Origin of the sequence: Pedococcus ginsenosidimutans, assembly GCF_039544395.1 — a bacterium.
GTDB lineage: Bacteria > Actinomycetota > Actinomycetes > Actinomycetales > Dermatophilaceae > Pedococcus > Pedococcus ginsenosidimutans.
The window spans coordinates 464,930-484,777 of the sequence record NZ_BAABLO010000004.1 but is presented as its reverse complement, the minus strand read 5'-3'; the positions used below and the strand labels follow the sequence as shown (position 1 = coordinate 484,777).

At 72.1% G+C, this 19,848-nt stretch carries 20 protein-coding genes; 18 read left to right on the top strand and 2 right to left on the bottom strand.

What is annotated here, in order from left to right; genetic code table 11:
• Positions 1 to 11: 11 nt before the first annotated feature.
• From ABEA42_RS07015 to ABEA42_RS06970, 10 genes are all read left to right on the top strand, one after another.
• Positions 12 to 1,076 (top strand): DnaB-like helicase C-terminal domain-containing protein, encoded by a 1,065-nt coding sequence (locus ABEA42_RS07015; RefSeq protein ID WP_345502113.1) that lies wholly within the window; start codon positions 12 to 14, stop codon positions 1,074 to 1,076.
• 111 nt (positions 1,077 to 1,187) lie between these two features.
• Entirely contained in the window at positions 1,188 to 1,772 is a 585-nt protein-coding gene (locus ABEA42_RS07010; protein ID WP_345502111.1) for a Pr6Pr family membrane protein, read from the top strand.
• Between the two features lie 50 nt (positions 1,773 to 1,822).
• Positions 1,823 to 3,076, top strand: coding sequence for a 1-deoxy-D-xylulose-5-phosphate reductoisomerase (dxr, locus tag ABEA42_RS07005; protein WP_345502110.1), 1,254 nt, complete (start codon positions 1,823 to 1,825; stop codon positions 3,074 to 3,076).
• A complete protein-coding gene (locus ABEA42_RS07000) occupies positions 3,076 to 4,443 on the top strand; it encodes a M50 family metallopeptidase (RefSeq protein WP_345502109.1) in 1,368 nt (455 codons plus the stop codon). The genes dxr and ABEA42_RS07000 overlap by 1 nt, the downstream gene beginning before the upstream one ends.
• A 49-nt stretch (positions 4,444 to 4,492) precedes the next feature.
• Positions 4,493 to 5,653 (top strand): flavodoxin-dependent (E)-4-hydroxy-3-methylbut-2-enyl-diphosphate synthase, encoded by a 1,161-nt coding sequence (gene ispG, locus ABEA42_RS06995; RefSeq protein WP_345502107.1) that lies wholly within the window; start codon positions 4,493 to 4,495, stop codon positions 5,651 to 5,653.
• Between the two features lie 217 nt (positions 5,654 to 5,870).
• Positions 5,871 to 6,716, top strand: coding sequence for an ABC transporter substrate-binding protein (locus ABEA42_RS06990; protein ID WP_345502106.1), 846 nt, complete (start codon positions 5,871 to 5,873; stop codon positions 6,714 to 6,716).
• Positions 6,717 to 6,749: 33 nt separating this feature from the next.
• Complete coding sequence (locus ABEA42_RS06985) at positions 6,750 to 7,538, top strand: amino acid ABC transporter permease (protein ID WP_345502105.1); 789 nt, start codon at positions 6,750 to 6,752, stop codon at positions 7,536 to 7,538.
• Positions 7,535 to 8,377 (top strand): amino acid ABC transporter ATP-binding protein, encoded by an 843-nt coding sequence (locus ABEA42_RS06980; protein ID WP_345502104.1) that lies wholly within the window; start codon positions 7,535 to 7,537, stop codon positions 8,375 to 8,377. Before ABEA42_RS06985 ends, ABEA42_RS06980 begins: the two co-directional genes overlap by 4 nt.
• A 65-nt stretch (positions 8,378 to 8,442) precedes the next feature.
• Positions 8,443 to 9,288: a GNAT family N-acetyltransferase gene (locus ABEA42_RS06975; RefSeq protein ID WP_345502103.1), complete on the top strand. Its 846-nt coding sequence runs from the start codon at positions 8,443 to 8,445 to the stop codon at positions 9,286 to 9,288.
• Positions 9,288 to 9,587 carry a hypothetical protein gene (locus ABEA42_RS06970; RefSeq protein WP_345502101.1) on the top strand — a complete coding sequence of 100 codons (300 nt, stop codon included), beginning with the start codon at positions 9,288 to 9,290 and terminating at the stop codon, positions 9,585 to 9,587. The genes ABEA42_RS06975 and ABEA42_RS06970 overlap by 1 nt, the downstream gene beginning before the upstream one ends.
• On the opposite strand, the gene ABEA42_RS06965 is transcribed toward ABEA42_RS06970, so the two are convergent.
• A complete protein-coding gene (locus ABEA42_RS06965) occupies positions 9,581 to 10,204 on the bottom strand; it encodes a pyridoxamine 5'-phosphate oxidase family protein (protein ID WP_345502100.1) in 624 nt (207 codons plus the stop codon). The genes ABEA42_RS06970 and ABEA42_RS06965 overlap by 7 nt on opposite strands.
• 152 nt (positions 10,205 to 10,356) lie before the next feature.
• Here ABEA42_RS06965 and ABEA42_RS06960 point away from each other — a divergent pair, with 152 nt between their 5' ends.
• The 8 genes from ABEA42_RS06960 (at position 10,357) to ABEA42_RS06925 (ending at position 17,894) form a co-directional block, all read left to right on the top strand.
• The gene (locus ABEA42_RS06960) at positions 10,357 to 12,162 is read left to right on the top strand and encodes a proline--tRNA ligase (protein WP_345502099.1); all 1,806 of its coding nucleotides are present in this window, start codon (positions 10,357 to 10,359) and stop codon (positions 12,160 to 12,162) included.
• Complete coding sequence (locus ABEA42_RS06955; protein ID WP_345502098.1) at positions 12,162 to 12,923, top strand: HAD family hydrolase; 762 nt, start codon at positions 12,162 to 12,164, stop codon at positions 12,921 to 12,923. The genes ABEA42_RS06960 and ABEA42_RS06955 overlap by 1 nt, the downstream gene beginning before the upstream one ends.
• Positions 12,924 to 13,706 (top strand): TSUP family transporter, encoded by a 783-nt coding sequence (locus ABEA42_RS06950; RefSeq protein WP_345502096.1) that lies wholly within the window; start codon positions 12,924 to 12,926, stop codon positions 13,704 to 13,706.
• On the top strand, positions 13,703 to 14,368 hold the full coding sequence (locus ABEA42_RS06945; RefSeq protein ID WP_345502095.1) for a nucleoside/nucleotide kinase family protein: 666 nt from the start codon (positions 13,703 to 13,705) through the stop codon (positions 14,366 to 14,368). The genes ABEA42_RS06950 and ABEA42_RS06945 overlap by 4 nt, the downstream gene beginning before the upstream one ends.
• Before the next feature lie 68 nt (positions 14,369 to 14,436).
• Positions 14,437 to 15,870, top strand: coding sequence for a ferredoxin reductase family protein (locus tag ABEA42_RS06940; protein ID WP_345502094.1), 1,434 nt, complete (start codon positions 14,437 to 14,439; stop codon positions 15,868 to 15,870).
• A 9-nt stretch (positions 15,871 to 15,879) separates the two neighbouring features.
• Positions 15,880 to 16,452 (top strand): FMN-binding protein, encoded by a 573-nt coding sequence (locus ABEA42_RS06935; RefSeq protein ID WP_345502093.1) that lies wholly within the window; start codon positions 15,880 to 15,882, stop codon positions 16,450 to 16,452.
• On the top strand, positions 16,449 to 17,225 hold the full coding sequence (locus ABEA42_RS06930; protein WP_345502092.1) for an FAD:protein FMN transferase: 777 nt from the start codon (positions 16,449 to 16,451) through the stop codon (positions 17,223 to 17,225). The genes ABEA42_RS06935 and ABEA42_RS06930 overlap by 4 nt, the downstream gene beginning before the upstream one ends.
• Positions 17,226 to 17,276: 51 nt before the next feature.
• Positions 17,277 to 17,894, top strand: coding sequence for a histone deacetylase (locus ABEA42_RS06925; RefSeq protein ID WP_345502091.1), 618 nt, complete (start codon positions 17,277 to 17,279; stop codon positions 17,892 to 17,894).
• On the opposite strand, the gene ABEA42_RS06920 is transcribed toward ABEA42_RS06925, so the two are convergent.
• Entirely contained in the window at positions 17,875 to 19,848 is a 1,974-nt protein-coding gene (locus ABEA42_RS06920; protein ID WP_345502090.1) for a thioredoxin domain-containing protein, read from the bottom strand. The two genes, ABEA42_RS06925 and ABEA42_RS06920, sit on opposite strands and share 20 nt — an antisense overlap.

The following is a 19,848-nucleotide window of genomic DNA, read 5'->3' as shown; positions in this document are numbered from 1 at the left end:
CAATCGGTGCCATGACCACCCTCGACCCAGTGGAGGCCCCGGCACCCCCTGCCGAGGTGGCTCCCTCTGGCCGCAAGGGCCCACGCCTGCGGTCGCTCACCGAGGTCCTCACCGAGACCGACGAGAAGATGCGGACCGGCCGGGCGGCCGGGGCCCGTGTCTGGCCGACCGGTTTCGAGACCCTCGACGTCGCGCTCACCGGAGGCTTCCGCTCCGGTGAGCTCATCCTGCTCGGCGGCCCCCAGGGGCTCGGCAAGACGGCGATGGCGCTGCAGATGCTGCGCAACGCCCTGACCGCCCGCCGGTCGGCGATCTTCTTCTCCTACGAGCACGACGCCCACAGCGTCCTCGAGCGCCTGATCGCCATCGAGGCCGGTGCCATCGCCGGCACCGACGGCGTCAGCCTCACCAAGATCAGGCAGCGCTTCGAGGCCCGCCACAGCAACGCCCACTCCATGCGTGAGCGCTTCGAGACCGCCACCGGTGGTGTCGAGGCGGTGACCGCGCTGGAGGGGTACGGCGACCACCTCCACGTCCACACCTCCAGCGGCCTGCACACGACGCTCGACGAGATCCGGGCGACCATCGAGTCGGTCGTGGCGCGCGAGTCCCAGCCGCCGCTCGTCCTCGTCGACTACCTCCAGAAGGTGCCCGTGGCCGGCTTCACCGGCACCGAGGAGGAGCGGGTGGCCGTGGTCGTGGAGCGGCTCAAGGACCTCGCGCTGGAGTTCGAGGTGCCGGTGCTCGCCATCGTCGCGGCCGAGAAGGGCAGCCTCGTGGCCGGCAAGCGGATGCGCGTCAACGACCTGCGCGGCTCCTCCGCCCTCGCCTACGAGTCCGACGTCATCCTCATCCTCAACGACAAGTACGACGTCGTGGCCAAGCACCACCTCGTCTACCACCTGGAGAACGCCGAGCGCTTCCGCCAGTGGGTGGTCATGTCCATCGAGAAGAACCGCAGCGGTGTCGACCAGATCGCGCTGGAGTTCCGCAAGCGCTTCGAGCAGGGCCGGTTCGAGCCGGAGGGGCGCCTCGTGGAGGAACAGCTCATCGAGGAGCGCGTCTTCCGCGAGTGACGAGCAGGCGTCCGGTGTCGCGGATACCGTGGTCGGCGTGAGCACGACCTCGCGCCGCGTCGTCCACGGCACCGTCGCGGCCGTCACCCTCGTGGCCGTCCTCTGGCAGCTGTGGCTGGTCGTGACGGGCGAGTCCGTGCTCGCGGAGACGGCCCAGCCCGCGCTCGCGACCCGGCTGGTCCGCTTCATCTCTCCTACTTCACCATCCTGTCCAACCTGCTGGTCGCCGGCGTATCGCTCGAGTCGGCCCGCGACCCCGAGCGCGACGGGCCGAGGTGGCGGGTCGTGCGGCTCGCGACGGTCGCGAGCATCACCGTGACGGGCCTGGTGCACTGGTTCTTCCTGCGGCCGATCCTCGACCTCGAGGGCGGCAGCTACGTCGTCGACAAGCTGCTCCACGTCGTCGTGCCCGTCCTCGCCCTCGGTGCCTGGGTGGTCGCCGGCCCCCGGGGGCAGGCGGTGCGCTCCGCGGTGCTGCCGTCCCTCGGCTGGCCACTGCTCTGGGGCGCCTACACGCTCGTGCGCGGGCTGGTCACCCACTGGTGGCCCTACCCGTTCATCGACGCCGACGCTCTCGGCTGGGGGAGGGTGCTCGTCAACCTCGCCGCGATCGCCGTGCTCTTCGCCGTCGTCGGCTCCGCGTTCGTGGCCGCGGACCGGGCGCTGGGCCGCCGCGCGCAGGCGCCCACCGCCTGACCACGCGTGCGCCCACCGGGCCGGACCCGCCCTCCTGCGACAATGGGCCGGTGACCACTCCGCGCACCGTCGCCATCCTGGGCTCCACCGGGTCCATCGGCACCCAGGCCCTCGACGTCATCTCCCGCAACCCGGACCGCTTCCGGGTCGTGGCCCTGTCCGCGGGGACCAACCTCGACCTCCTGGCGGAGCAGGCGGTCACCTTCGAGGTCGAGCTCGTGGCACTCGCGAGCGGGACGGCCGAGCGCGTCGCCGAGGCCATCGGGGCGCATGCCGTCCGTGCCGGCCGCGCGGGGTACCGGCCCCAGGTGGTCGTCGGGGACGACGCGGCGGTGGCCGCCGCCGCCCACGGGGCCGACGTGGTCCTCAACGGCATCACCGGGTCGATCGGGCTGCGTCCCACCCTGGCCGCCCTGCGCGAGGGGGCGGTGCTGGCCCTGGCCAACAAGGAGTCGCTCATCGTCGGTGGCCCCCTGGTCAAGGCTGCGGCCGCGCCGGGGCAGGTCGTGCCGGTCGACTCCGAGCACTCGGCGATCGCGCAGAGCCTGCGCGGCGGACGGGTCGAGGAGGTACGGCGCCTGGTGATCACCGCGAGCGGGGGACCGTTCCGGGGGCGCTCGCGCGAGTCGCTGCGCGACGTCACGCCGCAGGAGGCACTGGCACACCCCAACTTCTCCATGGGGCGGGTGGTGACGACCAACTCGGCCACGCTCGTCAACAAGGGTCTCGAGGTCATCGAGGCGCACCTGCTGTTCGACATCCCTTTCGAGCAGATCGAGGTCGTCGTCCACCCCCAGCAGCTCATCCACTCGATGGTCGAGTTCGTCGACGGCTCGACCATCGCCCAGGCCGGGCCGCCGCGGATGCTCGTGCCCATCGCCCTCGGCCTGTCGTGGCCGGAGCGGCTCGCCGATGTCGACGTCCCGGTCGACTGGACACAGGCACAGACGTGGGAGTTCGAGCCGCTCGACGACGAGGCGTTCCCCGCCGTGCGGCTCGCCCGTGAGGTCGGCGCGGCCGGCGGCACCCACCCGGCCGTCTACAACGCCGCCAACGAGGTCGCGGTCGACGCCTTCCACGAGGGCCGCATCTCCTTCGTCGACATCGTGGACACGGTGGACCGCGTCGTGCACGAGCACGGCGACGACGCCGGTGCCACGACAGGCTCCGGCGCGGGGATCGAATCGACCTCGCTGACCGTTGAGGACGTGATGCGGGCCGACTCGTGGGCGCGCGACCGGGCACGGAAGGTGCTGGGCTTGGAGAACGAACGACTGTCCGACGTCGAGGGGGCGCTGCGCTGATGACCGTGCTGCTGTTCGCCCTCGGGGTCCTCTTCGTCGCGCTCGGCGTGGGCGTGTCCATCGGCCTGCACGAGATCGGCCACCTCGTCCCCGCCAAGAAGTTCGGGGTCAAGGTCACCCAGTACATGGTCGGCTTCGGGCCGACGGTGTGGTCGCGCCGCCGGGGGGAGACCGAGTACGGCATCAAGGCCATCCCGCTCGGTGGCTACATCCGCATGATCGGGATGTTCCCGCCGCGGCCCGGTGACAAGCCCGGCACACTGCGGGTCTCGAGCACCGGCCGGTTCTCCCAGCTCGCCGACGAGGCGCGCCAGCTCAGCCTGGAGGAGATCAAGCCCGGCGACGAGGACCGCGTCTTCTACAAGCTCTCGGTGCCGCGCAAGGTCGTCGTCATGCTCGGCGGCCCGGTGATGAACCTCCTCATCGCCGTCGTGCTGCTCACCGGCATCCTCACCCTGTACGGCGTCGCCACCATCGAGGACGGGGCCCGCGTCGCCACCGTCTCCGAGTGCGTCGTCAGCGCCAAGGACGCGGCCACCAAGACGACGTGCGCGGCCTCCGACCCCAAGACCCCCGCGTACACCGCCGGGGTCCAGCCCGGCGACCAGATCGTCTCCGTGGCCGGGGAGAAGATCAGGCGCACCGCGGACGTCGGCCGGCTGATCCGTCCCCGGGTCGGCCAGAGCGTGCAGATCGTCGTCGTGCGTCACGGGGTCGAGAAGACCCTCACCGCCACGCCCATCAAGAACACCGTCCAGCAGGTCGGTCCCGACGGTGAGCCCCTCGTCGACGCCAGCGGCCAGCCCGTCGTCATCGACGCCGGGTTCCTCGGGGTGTCGTCCGGCCCGGTCATCGGCTACCAGCGGCAGTCCGTCACCGCGGTCCCGGGGTTCGTGGGGGAGCAGCTCGTCAACACCGCCGGGGTCATCCTCAAGATCCCGCAGAAGATGGTCGGGGTCGTCCAGGCCGCGTTCGGCTCGGGCGCCCGCGACCCCAACGGCCCGGTGTCCGTCGTCGGCGTCGGGCGCATGGCCGGGGACGCCACCGCCGGCAAGATCCCGTGGATCGGCGGCGAGACCGGCATGAGCCCGTTCGTCTTCCTGCTCAGCCTCATGGCCTCGCTCAACCTCGCGCTGTTCGTCTTCAACCTCGTCCCCCTGCTCCCGCTCGACGGCGGCCACGTCGCCGGGGCGCTGTGGGAGGGCGCCAAGCGCCGCATCGCCAGCCTCCGCGGCCGGCCCGACCCCGGCCACGTCGACGTGGCCAAGGCGCTGCCCGTGGCGTATGCCGTGTCCAGCGTCCTGATCGTCATGTCGGTCCTGCTCATCTACGCCGACGTCGTCAAGCCCATCAGCCTGGGCGGCTGACTCCGGGGCCGGACACACCCTCCGCGACCCGCTGGGAGATACTGCAGTCATGACTGTTGGACTCGGTATGCCGGCCCTGCCCCCGCCCGTCCTCGCCCCCCGGCGCAAGACGCGCAAGATCAAGGTCGGCAAGGTCGAGGTCGGCGGTGACGCACCCATCTCGGTGCAGTCGATGTGCACGACGCCGACGACCGACATCAACGCGACCCTGCAGCAGATCGCCGAGCTCACCGCGTCCGGCTGCGACATCGTCCGGGTGGCCTGCCCGAGCCAGGACGACGCCGACGCGCTGCCCGCGATCGCGCGCAAGAGCCAGATCCCGGTGATCGCCGACATCCACTTCCAGCCCAAGTACGTCTTCGCGGCGATCGACGCCGGCTGCGCCGCGGTCCGGGTCAACCCGGGCAACATCCGCAAGTTCGACGACCAGGTCAAGCAGATCGCCGCGGCGGCCAAGGACGCCGGCGTCTCCATCCGGATCGGCGTCAACGCCGGCTCGCTCGACCCGCGGCTGCTGGAGAAGTACGGCAAGGCCACCGCCGAGGCGCTCGTGGAGTCCGCCGTCTGGGAGGCGTCGCTGTTCGAGGAGCACGACTTCCACGACTTCAAGATCTCGGTGAAGCACAACGACCCCGTCGTCATGGTCAAGGCCTACGAGATGCTGTCCGAGCGCGGCGACTGGCCGCTGCACCTCGGGGTCACCGAGGCCGGCCCGGCGTTCCAGGGCACCATCAAGTCCGCCACGGCGTTCGGGGCCCTGCTCTCCAAGGGCATCGGCGACACGATCCGCGTCTCGCTGTCGGCTCCTCCGGTCGAGGAGGTCAAGGTCGGCAACCAGATCCTCCAGTCGCTCAACCTCAAGCCCCGCAAGCTCGAGATCGTCTCCTGCCCGTCGTGCGGTCGCGCCCAGGTCGACGTCTACAAGCTCGCCGACGAGGTCACCGCCGGGCTCGAGGGCATGACCGTGCCGCTGCGCGTCGCCGTCATGGGCTGCGTCGTCAACGGCCCGGGGGAGGCCCGCGAGGCCGACCTCGGCGTCGCGTCCGGCAACGGCAAGGGCCAGATCTTCGTCAAGGGCGAGGTCATCAAGACCGTCCCCGAGTCGCAGATCGTCGAGACCCTCATCGAGGAGGCCATGCGGATCGCCGAGGAGATGGGCGAGCCGGTGGACGAGGAGAGCGCAGGCGCCCCCAGCGTCACCGTCGGCTGAGCTGTCCAGTGGGCGTCCACATGGTGGGCTGAGCGTCACCCCGGTTATCACTCGAAGTTATGGGTAAGATAACTTTCTGACGTGTTCACGAGGAGTGTCCGCCCTCCTCGTCGACCTCTCTGACGCGGCACCACCGCGCGGGCTGCGCCATGCCAGCGCGTGGGTCAACGGCGACCCGTGCCGACTCCCCACCCTTTCTCGAGCAAGGAACCGACCCATGTCCGTGCGCCGTCACGCCCTCGTCCGTGCCCTCGTCGTGGCCACCTCCGCCACCCTCGCGCTGTCCGTCGCGGCGTGCGGTGGGGGCGGCAGCTCGGCGGAGTCCAACCCGTACCACCTCCAGCAGCCCGGCACCCTTCGCGTGGGCACGCTCACCGACGCCCCGCCGAACGTCTTCCTCAAGGACGGCCGGTTCACCGGCTTCGACAACGACCTGCTCACCGCGGTCGCGGCCAAGATGAACCTCAAGGTGCAGTTCGTCGGCACCGAGTTCAGCTCGCTGCTGGCCCAGGTCAAGACCGGCAAGTTCGACCTCGGGTCCTCCTCGATCAGCATCACCGAGGGGCGCAAGAAGACCGTCGACTTCACCGACAAGTACGACTTCGGCTTCCTCGGTCTCGACGTCCCCAAGGGCTCGCCCATCACGGCGTTCGACCAGCTCGCCGGGAAGCGCGTCGTCGTGGTGCAGGGCACCGTCCAGGACGACTTCGCCACCCGCGAGAAGCTTGACCCCGTGCGGGTGCCCGACTACAACGCCGCGCTCAACCAGCTGAAGTCCGGGACCGCCGACGCCTGGGTCACCCCGGCCGAGATCGGTGAGAAGACCGCCGGCGAGTCCGGCGGCAAGGTCGTCGCCGTCGCCAAGCAGCTCGACGTCGGTGGCCAGGCCTACGCCGTGAACCAGCAGAACGACGCCCTGCGCGAGGCCGTCAACAAGGCGCTCGACGAGGTCATCGCCGACGGCACCTGGGCCCGGCTGCAGAAGCAGTACTACCCGACCCGTGAGATCCCGGCCGACTTCAAGCCGGGCAGCGGCTCGGTCGCCATCGGCGCCCCGAAGTAACCACCCACCACCGCCGAGAGGAGGACCGGGCAGATGGATGTCCTGAGGACCCTGTGGCAGACGTTCTTCGACGTCGACGCCATGCGCACCGCCCTGCCGGAGCTGCTGCGCGTCGGGCTGCCCAACACCCTGGTCCTGGCCCTCACCTCGGCGGTGGTCGGCACCGTGCTGGGCATGCTCCTGGCCGTGGCGGGCCTGTCCCGCAGCCGGTGGCTGCGGTGGCCGGCGCGGGTCTACACCGACGTCTTCCGCGGCCTGCCCGCGGCGGTGACGATCCTGCTCATCGGGGTGGGGCTCTCACCGCTGGGCCTCGCGGTCTGGGGACCGAACCCGTACCCGCTCGGCATCCTGGCGCTCTCGCTGATCGCCGGCGCCTACATCGGCGAGATCTTCCGCTCCGGCATCCAGAGCGTCGACGCCGGGCAGCTCGAGGCCGCCCGGGCGCTCGGCTTCTCACGACCCAGCGGCATGCGCCTGGTCGTCATCCCCCAGGGCGTACGACGGGTGCTCCCGGCCCTGGTCAACCAGCTCATCGCGCTGGTCAAGGAGTCGTCGCTCGTCTACTTCCTCGGGCTGCTGGCCAGCCAGCGCGACCTGTTCCGCATCGGCCAGGACGCGGCGGCCAACACCGGCAACGAGTCGGCCCTGCTGCTGGCCGGGTTGTTCTACCTCGTCATCACCGTGCCGCTCACGCACGCCGTCAACGCCATCGACCGTCGGCTGCGGGACGGCCGGCGCGCCGACGGGGCCGAGCACCCCGACGACGACCCGGTGGGCCCGGCCGCACCGTCCCTCGAGCTCGCCCAGGAGGGCCACCGATGACCACGAACGCCAACACCAGCCGGACGCCCGACACGGCGGGCGCGACCAGCGAGTCGACCAAGGGGTTGACCAGGGGCTCGGCCCCGGGAGCCGCCGCGGCACCGCCCACCACCCCCGGCGTCTCGGTCGCCACCCGTGACGTGCACCTGTCGTTCGGCAGCAACCACGTCCTGCGGGGCATCGACCTCGACGTGCAGGCCGCCTCGACGACGTGTGTCATCGGCCCGTCGGGCTCGGGCAAGTCGACCCTGCTCCGCGTGGTCAACCGCCTCCTGGAGCCGGACTCCGGCGACGTCCTGCTCGACGGCCGCAGCGTCCTCGCTGACGACCCCGACCGACTGCGGCAGCGCGTCGGGATGGTCTTCCAGCACTTCAACCTGTTCCCGCACAAGACCGTCCGCGACAACATCACGCTCGGCCTGACCCGCCTGCGGGGACTGTCGAAGGACGTCGCCGCCGAGCAGGCCCTGGTGCAGCTCGACCGGGTCGGCCTGCGGCACAAGGCCGACGTCCGCCCCGGCACCCTGTCCGGGGGTCAGCAGCAGCGGGTCGCCATCGCCCGGGCCCTGGCGATGCAACCGGAGGTCATGCTCTTCGACGAGGCCACCTCGGCGCTCGACCCCGAGCTCGTCAAGGGGGTGCTCGCCACCATGTCCGACCTCGCGGCGGGCGGCATGACCATGCTGGTCGTCACCCACGAGATGGGCTTCGCCCGGTCGGTGGCCGACCAGGTGCTGTTCATGGACCGGGGCGTGGTCGTCGAGTCGGGGTCCCCGGGCGCGGTGTTCGAGGACGCGCACAGCGACCGGCTGCGGCGGTTCCTCTCGCAGGTCCTGTGAGGGCGCCTGCGGCGGCGTGGCCGGATGGGGACGCGCGGAGCGCACGCACGGCCTAGGCTGGCTGCGTGCTGCGCACCCGCAACCCGGTCCACGCCCTGACTGCGTCGGAGCGTGATGCTGCCCTCGAGCTGTGTGCGCGCAACCTGCCGGCCAACGTGTTCGTCGCCGCGCGACTGCTCGAAGGGGTGCTCACCACCCAGCCCGGCACGGTGCTCGGGCACAAGGTCGACGGACGCCTCGAGGCGCTGTGCTGGTCGAGCGCCAACCTCGTCCCGGTCGAGGCCGACGAGTCCGAGCTCGCCTACTTCGCCGACCGGGTCCGCCGCTGGCGCCGGCACTGCGCCTCCATCCTCGGCCCCGCCGACCAAGTCGCCGAGCTGTGGCGGCACCTCGCACCCTCGTGGGGGCCGGCGCGGGCCGTGCGGGCCAACCAGCCGCTCATGAGCACCATGGAGCTCCCCTCCAGCCTCGGCGTCGAGCTCGACCCGCGGGTCCGTCCCGCCACCGTCGGGGAGGTCGACCTCGTCATGCCCGCTGCGGCGCACATGTTCGAGGGCGAGATCGGCTACCCGCCCTACAGCGGTTCCGGGGCCGCCTACCGCACCGCCCTGCTGGCCCTCATCGACCGTGGCCACACCTTCGTCGCCGTCGAGGACGGCGACGTGGTCTTCAAGGCCGATGTCGGCTCGGTCGCCCTCGGCTGCGCCCAGATCCAGGGGGTGTGGCTGGCTCCGCACCTGCGCGGACAGGGCCTCGCCGCACCACTCATGGCCTCGGTCGTCGAGCAGGTGATGACGACCCGCGCGCGGTGGGTGACGTTGTACGTCAACGACTTCAACGCCAGTGCGCGGGCGACGTACCGGCACGTCGGCTTCGAGGACGTGGGCACGTTCTCGACCGTGCTGCTCTGATGGCAGGGGAGGCCGACGCTCCGGACGCGGGCAGTCCCCGCGCGCCCGCCGACCGGCCGGCCACCGCACCCGACCGTCCCGAGAGCGCGGCCGCCGGCAACCTGCTCGTGTGGTCCACCGGGTCGCTGCTGGTCTTCGGGCTCTTCCTCGTCGTCGTGCCGGGCAGCCAGCCGGCCGGGCGCACCTGGTTGTGGGTCGGTGTCGTCCTGGCCGTCCTCGGTGGGGTGGCGTCCGCGCTGGCGACCAGTGCGCGACTGCGTTACCTGCGCTCGCGCCGCGGTCCCGCCGACCCTCAGTAGAGGCCGGTGGAGTACTGCGCGCCGTAGTAGCGCTCGAGCTCCTCGACGGAGTCCTCGGGGCGCTCCAGCGCCCTGGCGATCTCGGGGCGCGACCCCACCGCCATCGGGTCCCAGGTGGACGGGTGCCACAGGGCGCTGCGCATGAACGCCTTGGCGCAGTGGAAGAAGACCTCCTCGACCTCGACGACGAGGGCCAGCACCGGCCGGTGGCCCTTGACCACCATGTCGTCGAACCACGGGGCGTCCGAGACCAGCCGGGCCCGGCCGTTGACGCGGAGGGTGTCGCCGCGTCCGGGGACGAGGAAGATCAGTCCGGCGTGGGGGTTCTCCAGGACGTTGAGGTAGCCGTCGACCCGCTTGTTGCCCTTGCGCTCGGGGACCGCGAGCGTCCTCTCGTCGAGGACCTTCACGAACCCGGCCGGGTCGCCCTTCGGCGAGGAGTCGCACCGACCGGCCGCGTCGGACGTCGACACGACGCAGAACGGCGACGCCGCGATCCAGTCGCGGTCGAGCTGGTGCAGGCTCGTGCGCACCTTGTCGCGGACGCGGGGGAGCGGCTCCCCGACCAGCGCCCGCAGCTGTTCGGCGGAGTCGATGCGGTGGTCGTCGGGGTCCATGGCGCCATTCTGCCAGCGGCCGTGCGCGGGCCGGGGCAGGTCGCGTACCCCGCCCGCCGGCCCGGCGCGGGGCCGCCGCCGCAACTGGGGTGAGCCCGCGCGGTGCGCCCCGATATCCTCTGGTGGTTCGTCCACCACCCGAGGAGTCCGAAGTGGCACTGCGCATGTCGACCCTGTTCCTGCGAACCCTTCGCGAGGACCCGGCCGATGCCGAGGTGCCGAGCCACCGGCTGCTCGTCCGCGCCGGCTACATCCGCCGCGTCAGCCCCGGCATCTACACCTGGCTGCCGCTGGGTCTGAAGGTCCTGCGCAGGGTGGAGAACATCGTCCGCGAGGAGATGGACCAGATCGGCGCGCAGGAGCTGTTGTTCCCCGCGCTGCTGCCCAAGGAGCCCTTCGAGGCGTCCGGGCGCTGGAGCGAGTACGGCGACAACATCTTCCGCCTGCAGGACCGCAAGGGCGCCGACTACCTCCTCGGCCCGACGCACGAGGAGATGTTCACCCTCGCGGTGAAGGACCTGTTCTCCTCCTACAAGGACCTGCCGCTGTCGATCTACCAGATCCAGACCAAGTACCGCGACGAGGCCCGTCCGCGCGCGGGCATCCTGCGCGGCCGCGAGTTCGTCATGAAGGACTCCTACTCCTTCGACATCGACGAGGCCGGGCTCGACAAGAGCTACCAGCTGCACCGCGACGCCTACATCCGCATCTTCGACCGCCTCGGCTTCCACTACGTCATCGTCCAGGCGATGGCCGGCGCCATGGGTGGCTCCAAGAGCGAGGAGTTCCTCGCCACCGCCGAGAACGGCGAGGACACCTACGTCCACTGCCCCCACTGCGGGTACGCCGCGAACGTCGAGGCCGTGCGGGTGCCCGTCCCCGACGCGCTGCCCTACGACGACGCCCCCGCGGCGCACGCCGAGGACACCCCGGACACCCCCACGATCGAGACGCTGGTCGACCACCTCAACTCGGCGTTCCCGCGCGAGGACCGCTCCTGGACCGCCGCCGACACGCTCAAGAACGTCCTCGTGGTCCTGGTCCACCCCGACGGCACGCGCGAGCCGCTGGCCATCGGCGTCCCCGGTGACCGCGAGATCGACGAGAAGCGCCTCGGCGCCCAGGTCGAGCCGGCTGAGGTCGCGGCGTTCGAGGAGAAGGACTTCGCGGCCCACCCCGCGCTGGCCAAGGGCTACATCGGGCCCGGCGCCCTGGGCGCGGAGTCGGCCTCCGGCATCCGCTACCTGCTCGACCCCCGGGTCGTCGAGGGCACGCGCTGGGTGACCGGCGCCGACGTGACCGGCAAGCACGTCATCGACCTCGTGGCCGGTCGCGACTTCACCGCCGACGGCACCATCGAGGCCGCCGACGTCCGCCCCGGCGACGCCTGCCCGTCGTGCGGCCACGACCTCGAGTCGGCCCGTGGCATCGAGATGGGCCACATCTTCCAGCTCGGCACCAAGTACGCCGAGGCGCTCGACCTCAAGGTCCTGGACCAGAACGGCAAGCTCCAGACGGTCATCATGGGCTCCTACGGCGTCGGCGTCTCCCGCGCCGTGGCCTGCGTCGCCGAGGGCAACCACGACGAGCTCGGGCTGCGCTGGCCGCGGGAGATCAGCCCCGTCGACGTGCACCTCGTCGCCGCCGGCAAGGACATGACCCGCGACCCCGAGGTCTTCACCAAGGCCGAGGAGCTCACCCGTGAGCTCGAGGCGGCCGGGATCTCGGTGCTCTACGACGACCGCCACAAGGTCAGCCCCGGGGTGAAGTTCAAGGACTCCGAGCTCATCGGCATCCCGACCATCGTCGTCGTCGGCAAGTCCCTCGAGCACGGTGTGGTCGAGGTCAAGGACCGCGCCACGGGTGAGCGCACCGAGGTCGCCGTAGGTGACGTGGTCGAGACGGTCCGCCGCCTCGTCTCGGGGGCTGGCGCCGGGGCGACCGGCGTCGCCGGCTGATGGCAGCCGTGACACCGCCCCGGGCCGTCATCTTCGACTGGGGCGGCACGCTCACCCCCTGGCACGACGTCGACCTTCCGCGCCAGTGGCGCGTCTTCGCCCGTGAGGTCCACGGGCTGCCCGTCGAGGACCCGGCCATGCCGGTCGACGACCTCGCCGAGGCCGACTCGCTGGCCATGCGCATCCACCCGGCCGAGGAGAAGGCCTGGGCGCGTGGGCGGCAGACCCACGAGAGCGCCTCCATCGAGGCGATCCTCGCCGAGGCCGGGGTCGACCCCGAGCACGACCGGCACCACCTCGCGCTCGCGGCGTACCGGCGGTTCTGGGAGCCGCACACCCACACCGACCCGCAGGTGCGGCCGCTCTGGGAGGGGCTGCACGACCGCGGGCTCAAGGTCGGCGTGCTGTCCAACACCATCTGGACCCGGGCCTACCACCGAGAGGTGTTCCAGCGCGACGGCGTCCTCGACCTGCTCGACGGCGATGTCTACTCCTCGGAGATCCACGTCGTGAAGCCGCACCGCGAGGCGTTCCTCGCCGCCTGCGAGGCGGTCGACGTCGAGCCGCACGAGGCGGTCTACGTGGGTGACCGGCTGTTCGAGGACGTGCACGGCCCCCAGCAGGTGGGCATGCGGGCCATCTGGGTGCCGCACAGCGACATCCCGGCCAGCCAGCAGGTGGCCGTCGACGTCACCCCCGACGCCAAGGCCCACGAGCTGCTCGACATCCTCGACGTCGTCGACGGCTGGCTGGGTCGGTAGGTGCCCGACGTCGACCTGACGACGGTCCTGCTCATGGCCCTCGCCGGGTTCGGCGCGGGCTGGGTGGACGCAGTCGTCGGTGGGGGCGGCCTGGTGCAGCTCCCCGCGCTGCTGCTGGGGTTCCCCGCCGCGAGCCCGGCACAGCTGCTGGCGACCAACAAGGTCGCCTCCATCTTCGGGACCACCACGAGCTCGGTCACCTACTGGCGCAGGGTCCGCCCCGACCTGCGGACGGCCCTGCCCATGGCCGCGGTCGCGTACCTCGGGGCGGTCGGTGGGGCGCTGCTCGGGCTGCACATCCCGAAGTCGGCGTTCAACCCGGTCATCCTCGTCATGCTCGTCGTCGTGGGCGCCTACACCGTGGCCAGGCCGTCGATGGGGCACGAGACGGCCCTGCGGTTCGACGGGCACCGGCACACGGTCGTCGCGATGGTCACGGGCTTCGTCATCGGCATCTACGACGGCGCACTGGGCCCGGGAACCGGGTCGTTCCTCGTCTTCGCCCTCGTGGGCCTCATGGGCTACGCGTTCCTCGAGGCGAGCGCGAAGGCCAAGATCGCCAACTTCGCCACCAACCTCGGGGCACTGACGGTGTTCGTGCCGGGTGGGCACGTGATGTGGGGGATCGGGCTGGTCATGGCCGTGGCCAACATCGCCGGCGGCTACACCGGCGCCCGGACAGCGGTGGCGCGGGGCAGTAGGTTCGTGCGCGTGGTGTTCGTCCTCGTGCTGGTCGCCTTCATCGTGCGCATCGGCGGCTCCGTACTGGGGGTGTGGTCGTGACCGGACGCGGCGTCGACACCAGGCTGCTGGACCGCTGCGCCGCCCTGGTCGAGGCCGCGGCCGACGGCCGACGCCGGGTGCTGGGCATCGCCGGGGCTCCGGGGGCGGGCAAGACGACCCTCGTCGAGGCGCTGCTCGCCGCCGTGGCCGCGGACCCGCGGCTCGCCGACCGGGTCGCCCACGTGCCGATGGACGGCTACCACCTTCCGAACGCCGAGCTCGACCGCCTCGGCCGGCGTGACCGCAAGGGCGCGCCCGACACCTTCGACGTGGGCGCGTACGCCGCCACGCTGGCCACGGCACGCGCCGTACCCAGGGTGCCGCTGGCGGCGCCGAGCTTCGACCACGCGGTGGGGGAGCCCGAGCCCGGCAGCATCGAGGTCGGCGAGGGCGCCGACCTCGTGGTCACCGAGGGCAACTACCTGCTGCTGCCCGAGGGCGGGTGGCCGGCCGTCCGTGCCGAGCTCGACGAGGTGTGGTTCTGCGACCTCGACCCGTCCCGGCGCAGGACCCGGCTCGTCGAGCGCCACGTGCTCGCAGGCCGTGAGCCGGACGACGCGCAGGCCTGGGTCGACGGGTCCGACGAGGCCAACGCGCGCCTGGTCGTGACGGGCCGGGACGAGGCGGACCTCGTCCTCGTCGACGGCCGCATCACCGCCTGACCGACCCCAAACCCGGGTCACGGGCTGTCCACAGGAAACTCCTAGGAACGCCCCCCACAGTTCACCGTGTGACCACGATCGACCTGTCCTCCACGGAGCTGTCGCCCGGCGCCCTGCCCGCCGCGACCGCAGCACGGACCCACCGCGTCCACACCGTCCCGCGCTGGTGGCGCGACGCGTCGGTGGGCGCGTTCTGGCTCGTCCTGCTGTGGGTGGCCGCCCTGTGGGTCGCCAACGGTGGCGTGCAGGACCTGGGCTCCGTGGCAGGGGCGTTGACCAGCACCGGGCGGCTGACCGGCCTGGTGGCGTCGGCGCTGCTGCTCGTGCAGGTGTTCCTCATGGCCCGCGTGCCGTGGTTCGAGCAGGCGTGGGGGCAGGACGAGCTCGCGCGCACCCACCGCCTCGTCGGCTTCACCTCGTTCAACCTGCTGTGGGCCCACATCGTCCTCATCACCCTCGGCTACGCGGCGGGGACCCCCACCGGCATCGGGGGCACCCTCGTCGACCTCGTGCTCCACTACCCGGGCATGCTGCTCGCCACCGCCGGCACCGTCGCGCTCTGCCTGGTCGTCGTGACCTCGGTGCGCAAGGCCCGCCGCCGCCTGCGCTACGAGTCGTGGCACCTCATCCACCTCTACGGCTACCTCGGTGCCGGCCTGGCGCTTCCCCACCAGCTCTGGACGGGGCAGGAGTTCCTCGCCTCGACCGCCTCGACGGTCTTCTGGTGGACCCTGTACGCCGTGTGTGCGGCGGCCGTCCTCGGCTTCCGTGTGGCCGTGCCCCTGTGGCGCTCGCTGCGGTCACCCCTGCACGTGACCGACGTGGTGGCCGAGGCGCCCGGCGTCACCTCCGTGGTCGTCGCCGGCCGTGGTGTCGAGCGGCTCGACGTGGCCGCTGGTCAGTTCCTGCAGTGGCGTTTCCTCGACGGTCCGGGCTGGAGCCGGGCGCACCCGTACTCGGTCTCGGCCGCGCCCGACGGTCGCACCCTGCGCATCACGGCGGCCCACGTCGGCGACGGGACCGAGCGGCTGGCGTCGCTGGCCCCCGGCACCCGGGTGCTGGTGGAGGGTCCCTACGGTCGGCTCCATGCGGGCGTGCGCACCCGGCGCAAGGTGCTGCTCATGGGCGCCGGGATCGGCATCACCCCGATGCGGGCTCTGCTGGAGGAGCTCGACCAGGACCCCGGCGACGTCGTGGTCGTCCACCGGGCCCACAGCCGTGACCAGCTCGTGTTCGCCGACGAGATCTTCGCCCTCGCCCGGGAGAAGGGCGCCCGCTACGTGACCGTCGAGGGAGCGCGCGTGCCGGGTCGCGACAGCTGGCTACCCGCCGCTGCGGCCCACCTCACCGACGCCGCCGCCCTGACCCAGCTCGTCCCCGACGTCGCCGAGCGCGACATCTTCCTCTGCGGCGCACCGAAGTGGATGGAGGCGGCCCGCCGGGCCGCCCTCGACTGCGGCGTCGCCTCCGACCACATCCACCTCGAGCGGTTCGAGTACTAGGAGCCCACCATGCGACGAATCACCCTGTGGGCGCTGTCCACCCTGACCACCCTGGTGCTGCTGTTCAGCTACCACACGTCCACGTCGAGCAAGGGCTCGACGGTGGCGGCCCCCGTCATCGGCCAGGCCGCCAACGGCGCGGCCGTCCCCACCCCGTCGGCGACGACCCCGTCGGACACCTCGACCACCGGCTCCTCGACCTCGGGGACCTCCGGCGCCGCTGCGACACCGACCCCGAGCGCCAGCGCCAGCTCCAGCTCGTCGTCGTCCTCGTCATCCTCCTCCTCGTCGTCGAGCTCGTCGGCCGCCAAGACCTACGCCGGCGACGCGATCGGCACGCGCTACGGCGACGTCCAGGTCCAGATCACCGTCAAGAGCGGCAAGATCACCGCCGCGCAGGTCCTGCAGGTGCCGTGGAACGACAACCGCGACCAGGAGATCAACTCCTACGCGGTGCCCGTCCTCAACAGTGAGGTGGTGCAGGCCCAGAGCGCGAACATCGACATGGTGTCGGGTGCGACCTACACCTCCGACGGCTACATCCAATCCCTGCAGTCCGCCATCGACCAGGCCCACCTGTGAGCGTCGCGACCGTGCCGCGCCCGCCGGTGGCTGCCTCGTCCGAGGAGGCCCCGCGGCCGCCGCGGCGGGCGTTCGTCGAGCAGGTCATGGGCCTGCCGGTCTCGGTGCACGTGCGAGGTACCGTGCAGAGCCCTGAGGTCGACGCGGCCGTCGGCCAGGTCTGGTCGTTCCTGCACAAGGTCGACGGCCTGTTCAGCACCTGGCGCGACGACAGTGAGCTGATGCGTCTGCGCCGGGGCGAGCTCGACGGAGCCGCGGCCCACCCGTGGCACGAGGAGGTCGCACAGCTGTGCCTGCGGGCCCAGGAGCGCACCGGCGGGCTGTTCACCGCTGCGTACCCGGGCTCGGGCGGCTACGACCCCACAGGCCTGGTCAAGGGCTGGGCCGTGGAGAAGGCGGCCGCGCACCTCGGCAACGTCCCCGGGATCTCGTTCTGCGTCAACGCCGGTGGCGACCTCGTCGCCGGCGCGGGACGCGAGTCGCACCCCACCCCGTGGCGGGTGGGTATCGAGGACCCCCGCCGACCCGGGACCATCGCGGCCTCGCTCGACCTGACGACCGGCGGCCTGGCCACCTCGGGGACGGCCGCGCGGGGCCTGCACATCGGCGACCCGCGCACCGGTGGTGCGGTCGAGCGGGTGGGTTCGGTCACCGTCTGGGGCCCCAGCCTGTTGTGGGCGGACGTGTGGGCGACGGCGCTGTTCGTCGACCCCGTCGCCGGGCGTGCGGCGCTCGCAGCCCACGACCCCGCCTACCGCTCGTTCGTCCTCTGACCCGTGCGCCTCCGGGCGCCGGCGGTCCGTGTCTCTGGCACAGTGGGGGCGGTGCAGGTCTGGTACGCGAGCTACGGGAGCAACCTCGCCCGTGACCGGTTCATGTGCTACCTCGGTGGTGGCCGGCCGCCCGGCGCGACGCGCGCCTACCCGGGCGCCCGCGACCCCAGCCCACCGACCGGCGACCGGGGGCTGACCCTGCCGGGCGACATGTTCTTCGCGTGGGAGTCGCCGACGTGGGGTGGGGGCATCGCCTTCTACGACGCGACGGCGCAGGGGGAGACCCTTGCGCGGGCCTACCTCGTCAGCGAGCAGCAGTTCGCAGACGTGGCGGCCCAGGAGATGCACCGGCTGCCGGGGGAGGACCTCGACCTCAGCACGGTCCTGAGCCGCGCCCGACACGACCTGGGCCCCGGCCGCTACGAGTCGCTGCACCTCGTCGGTGAGCTCGAGGGCCATCCCGTGCTCACCTTCACCGCGCCGGATCCGTCTGCGCTGCAGCGCAACTCACCCACGCAGCCCTACCTGGCGATGATCGCGCGCGGCCTGTCCGGGACGCACGGGCTCAGCGTGGAAGCGATCACGACCTACCTGGCCGGCCGTCCCGGTGCCCAGCCCGGCTGGGACGTCGACGCACTCCGGGCACTGGTCACCGCAGCGCTGCGCTGAGGCCCTCCACGTCGGTCACGGGCGCGTCGCACACGAAGCCCCGGCACACGTAGGCAGCCGGGCGGCCCTCGACCAGCGGCCGCTGCTCCAGCAACGGGACGCCGGGCGCGTCCGGCTCGCCGTGGGCGAGCACCAGGCCGGGGGAGGGCGACCGGCGCACGACCTCGAGCAAGGCGTCGGCCTCGGGACCGGCACCGACGACGGCGACCTGGAGGGGACCGGCGACCGCGGCCTCCGCCACCGCCAGGGCCCAGCCACCGAACCTCGGGTCCCGCGCCGCGACGTCACCGGCGGCGGCCAGGGCAGCGTCGGCGCGGTCGCGCATCGCGGGGTCCCCGGTCAGCGCGGCGCACGTCAGCAGGGCGCCCGCCAGCGCGCTCTGGCCGGAGGGCTCGGCGTTGTCGGCGGCGCTGCGCGGCCGGGTGAACAGCTGCTCGGCATCGTCGCTGGTGTCGTGGAAACCACCGTCCTGAGCGGCGAACCGCTCCGTCGCGGTGTCGAGCAGGTCGCGGGCCACCTGCAGCCACCGCGCGGCACCCGTCGCCTGGTGCAGGGCCAGCAGGCCCTCCGCGAGGTTGCCGTAGTCGTCGGCCACCCCGACGGCTGCGCCCACGGCGCCCTCGCGCGAGGTCCGGCGGAGCCGACCGTCCACGAGGTGGGTGGACACGACGAACTCGGCGCACGCCTCGGCCGCGGCCACCAGTGACGGCTCGCCCAGGATGCTGCCCGTCTCGGCGAGGGCGGCGACGGCCAGGCCGTTCCACGACGTCACGACCTTGTCGTCGCGCCCGGGCTGGGGACGTCCTCGGCGTGCAGCCAGCAGGGTCGAGCGGGTGGCTGCCCACCACTCGGGGTCGTCGGGGTCCTCGAGGAGCTGCAGCGTCGAGGTGCCGTGCTCGAAGGTCCCTGCACGCGTCACGGACAGGAGGTCGGCAGCCCGTCGTCCGTCGTCCTCACCCAGCACCTCCACCAGCTGGGCCGGTGTCCAGGCGTAGGTGAGACCCTCGACCCCGTCGGTGTCCGCGTCCAGGGCGGACGCGAACCCGCCTTCGGCGGTGCGCAGGTCGCGCAGCAGGAACTCCGAGGTCTCGAGCGCGACGCGGCGGGCGAGGGGGTCGCCCGTCGCGCGCCACAGGTGGGTGTGGACGCGCAGCAGCTGGGCGTTGTCGTAGAGCATCTTCTCGAAGTGGGGGACCACCCAGCGGGCGTCGACGGAGTACCGCGCGAACCCGCCGCCGAGCTGGTCGTACATCCCGCCACGGGCCATCGCCGCACACGTCGCCCTCGCCATGGAGAGGGCGTCCGCCGACCCGGTGCGGGCGTGGTGGCGGAGCAGGAACTCGAGGACCATCGACGGCGGGAACTTCGGCGCCCCGCCGAAACCCGCTGCGGCGTGGTCGAACTGGCCGCGCAACCGCTCGACGGCGGTCTCGAGGACCTCGGCCGTCAGGGGGTGGCCCGTCACCGGCGCGGACAGCTCGCGGAGCCTCTCGGCGATGTGGGCGCCGCTGTCGAGGACCCGGTCGCGCTGGTCCGACCAGGCGCTGGTGACCCCCGAGAGCAGCTGGAGGAACTGCGGTCGCGGGAAGTAGGTGCCCGCGAAGAACGGGTCGCCGTCGGGGGTGAGGAAGCACGTCATCGGCCACCCGCCGTGGCCGGTCAGGGCGGTGGTCGCGGCCATGTAGACGGCGTCGATGTCGGGCCGCTCCTCACGGTCGACCTTGACCGCGACGAAGTCCGCGTTGACCGCCCGGGCCACGTCCTCGTCCTCGAACGACTCGTGGGCCATCACGTGGCACCAGTGGCACGCGGCATACCCGACGCTCAGCAGGACAGGCACGTCGCGCCGTCGCGCCTCCTCGAAGGCCTCGGGACCCCACTCCTGCCAGTCGACAGGGTTGTCCCTGTGCTGCAACAGGTAGGGGGAGGTCGAGTGCGCGAGGCGGTTGGGCAT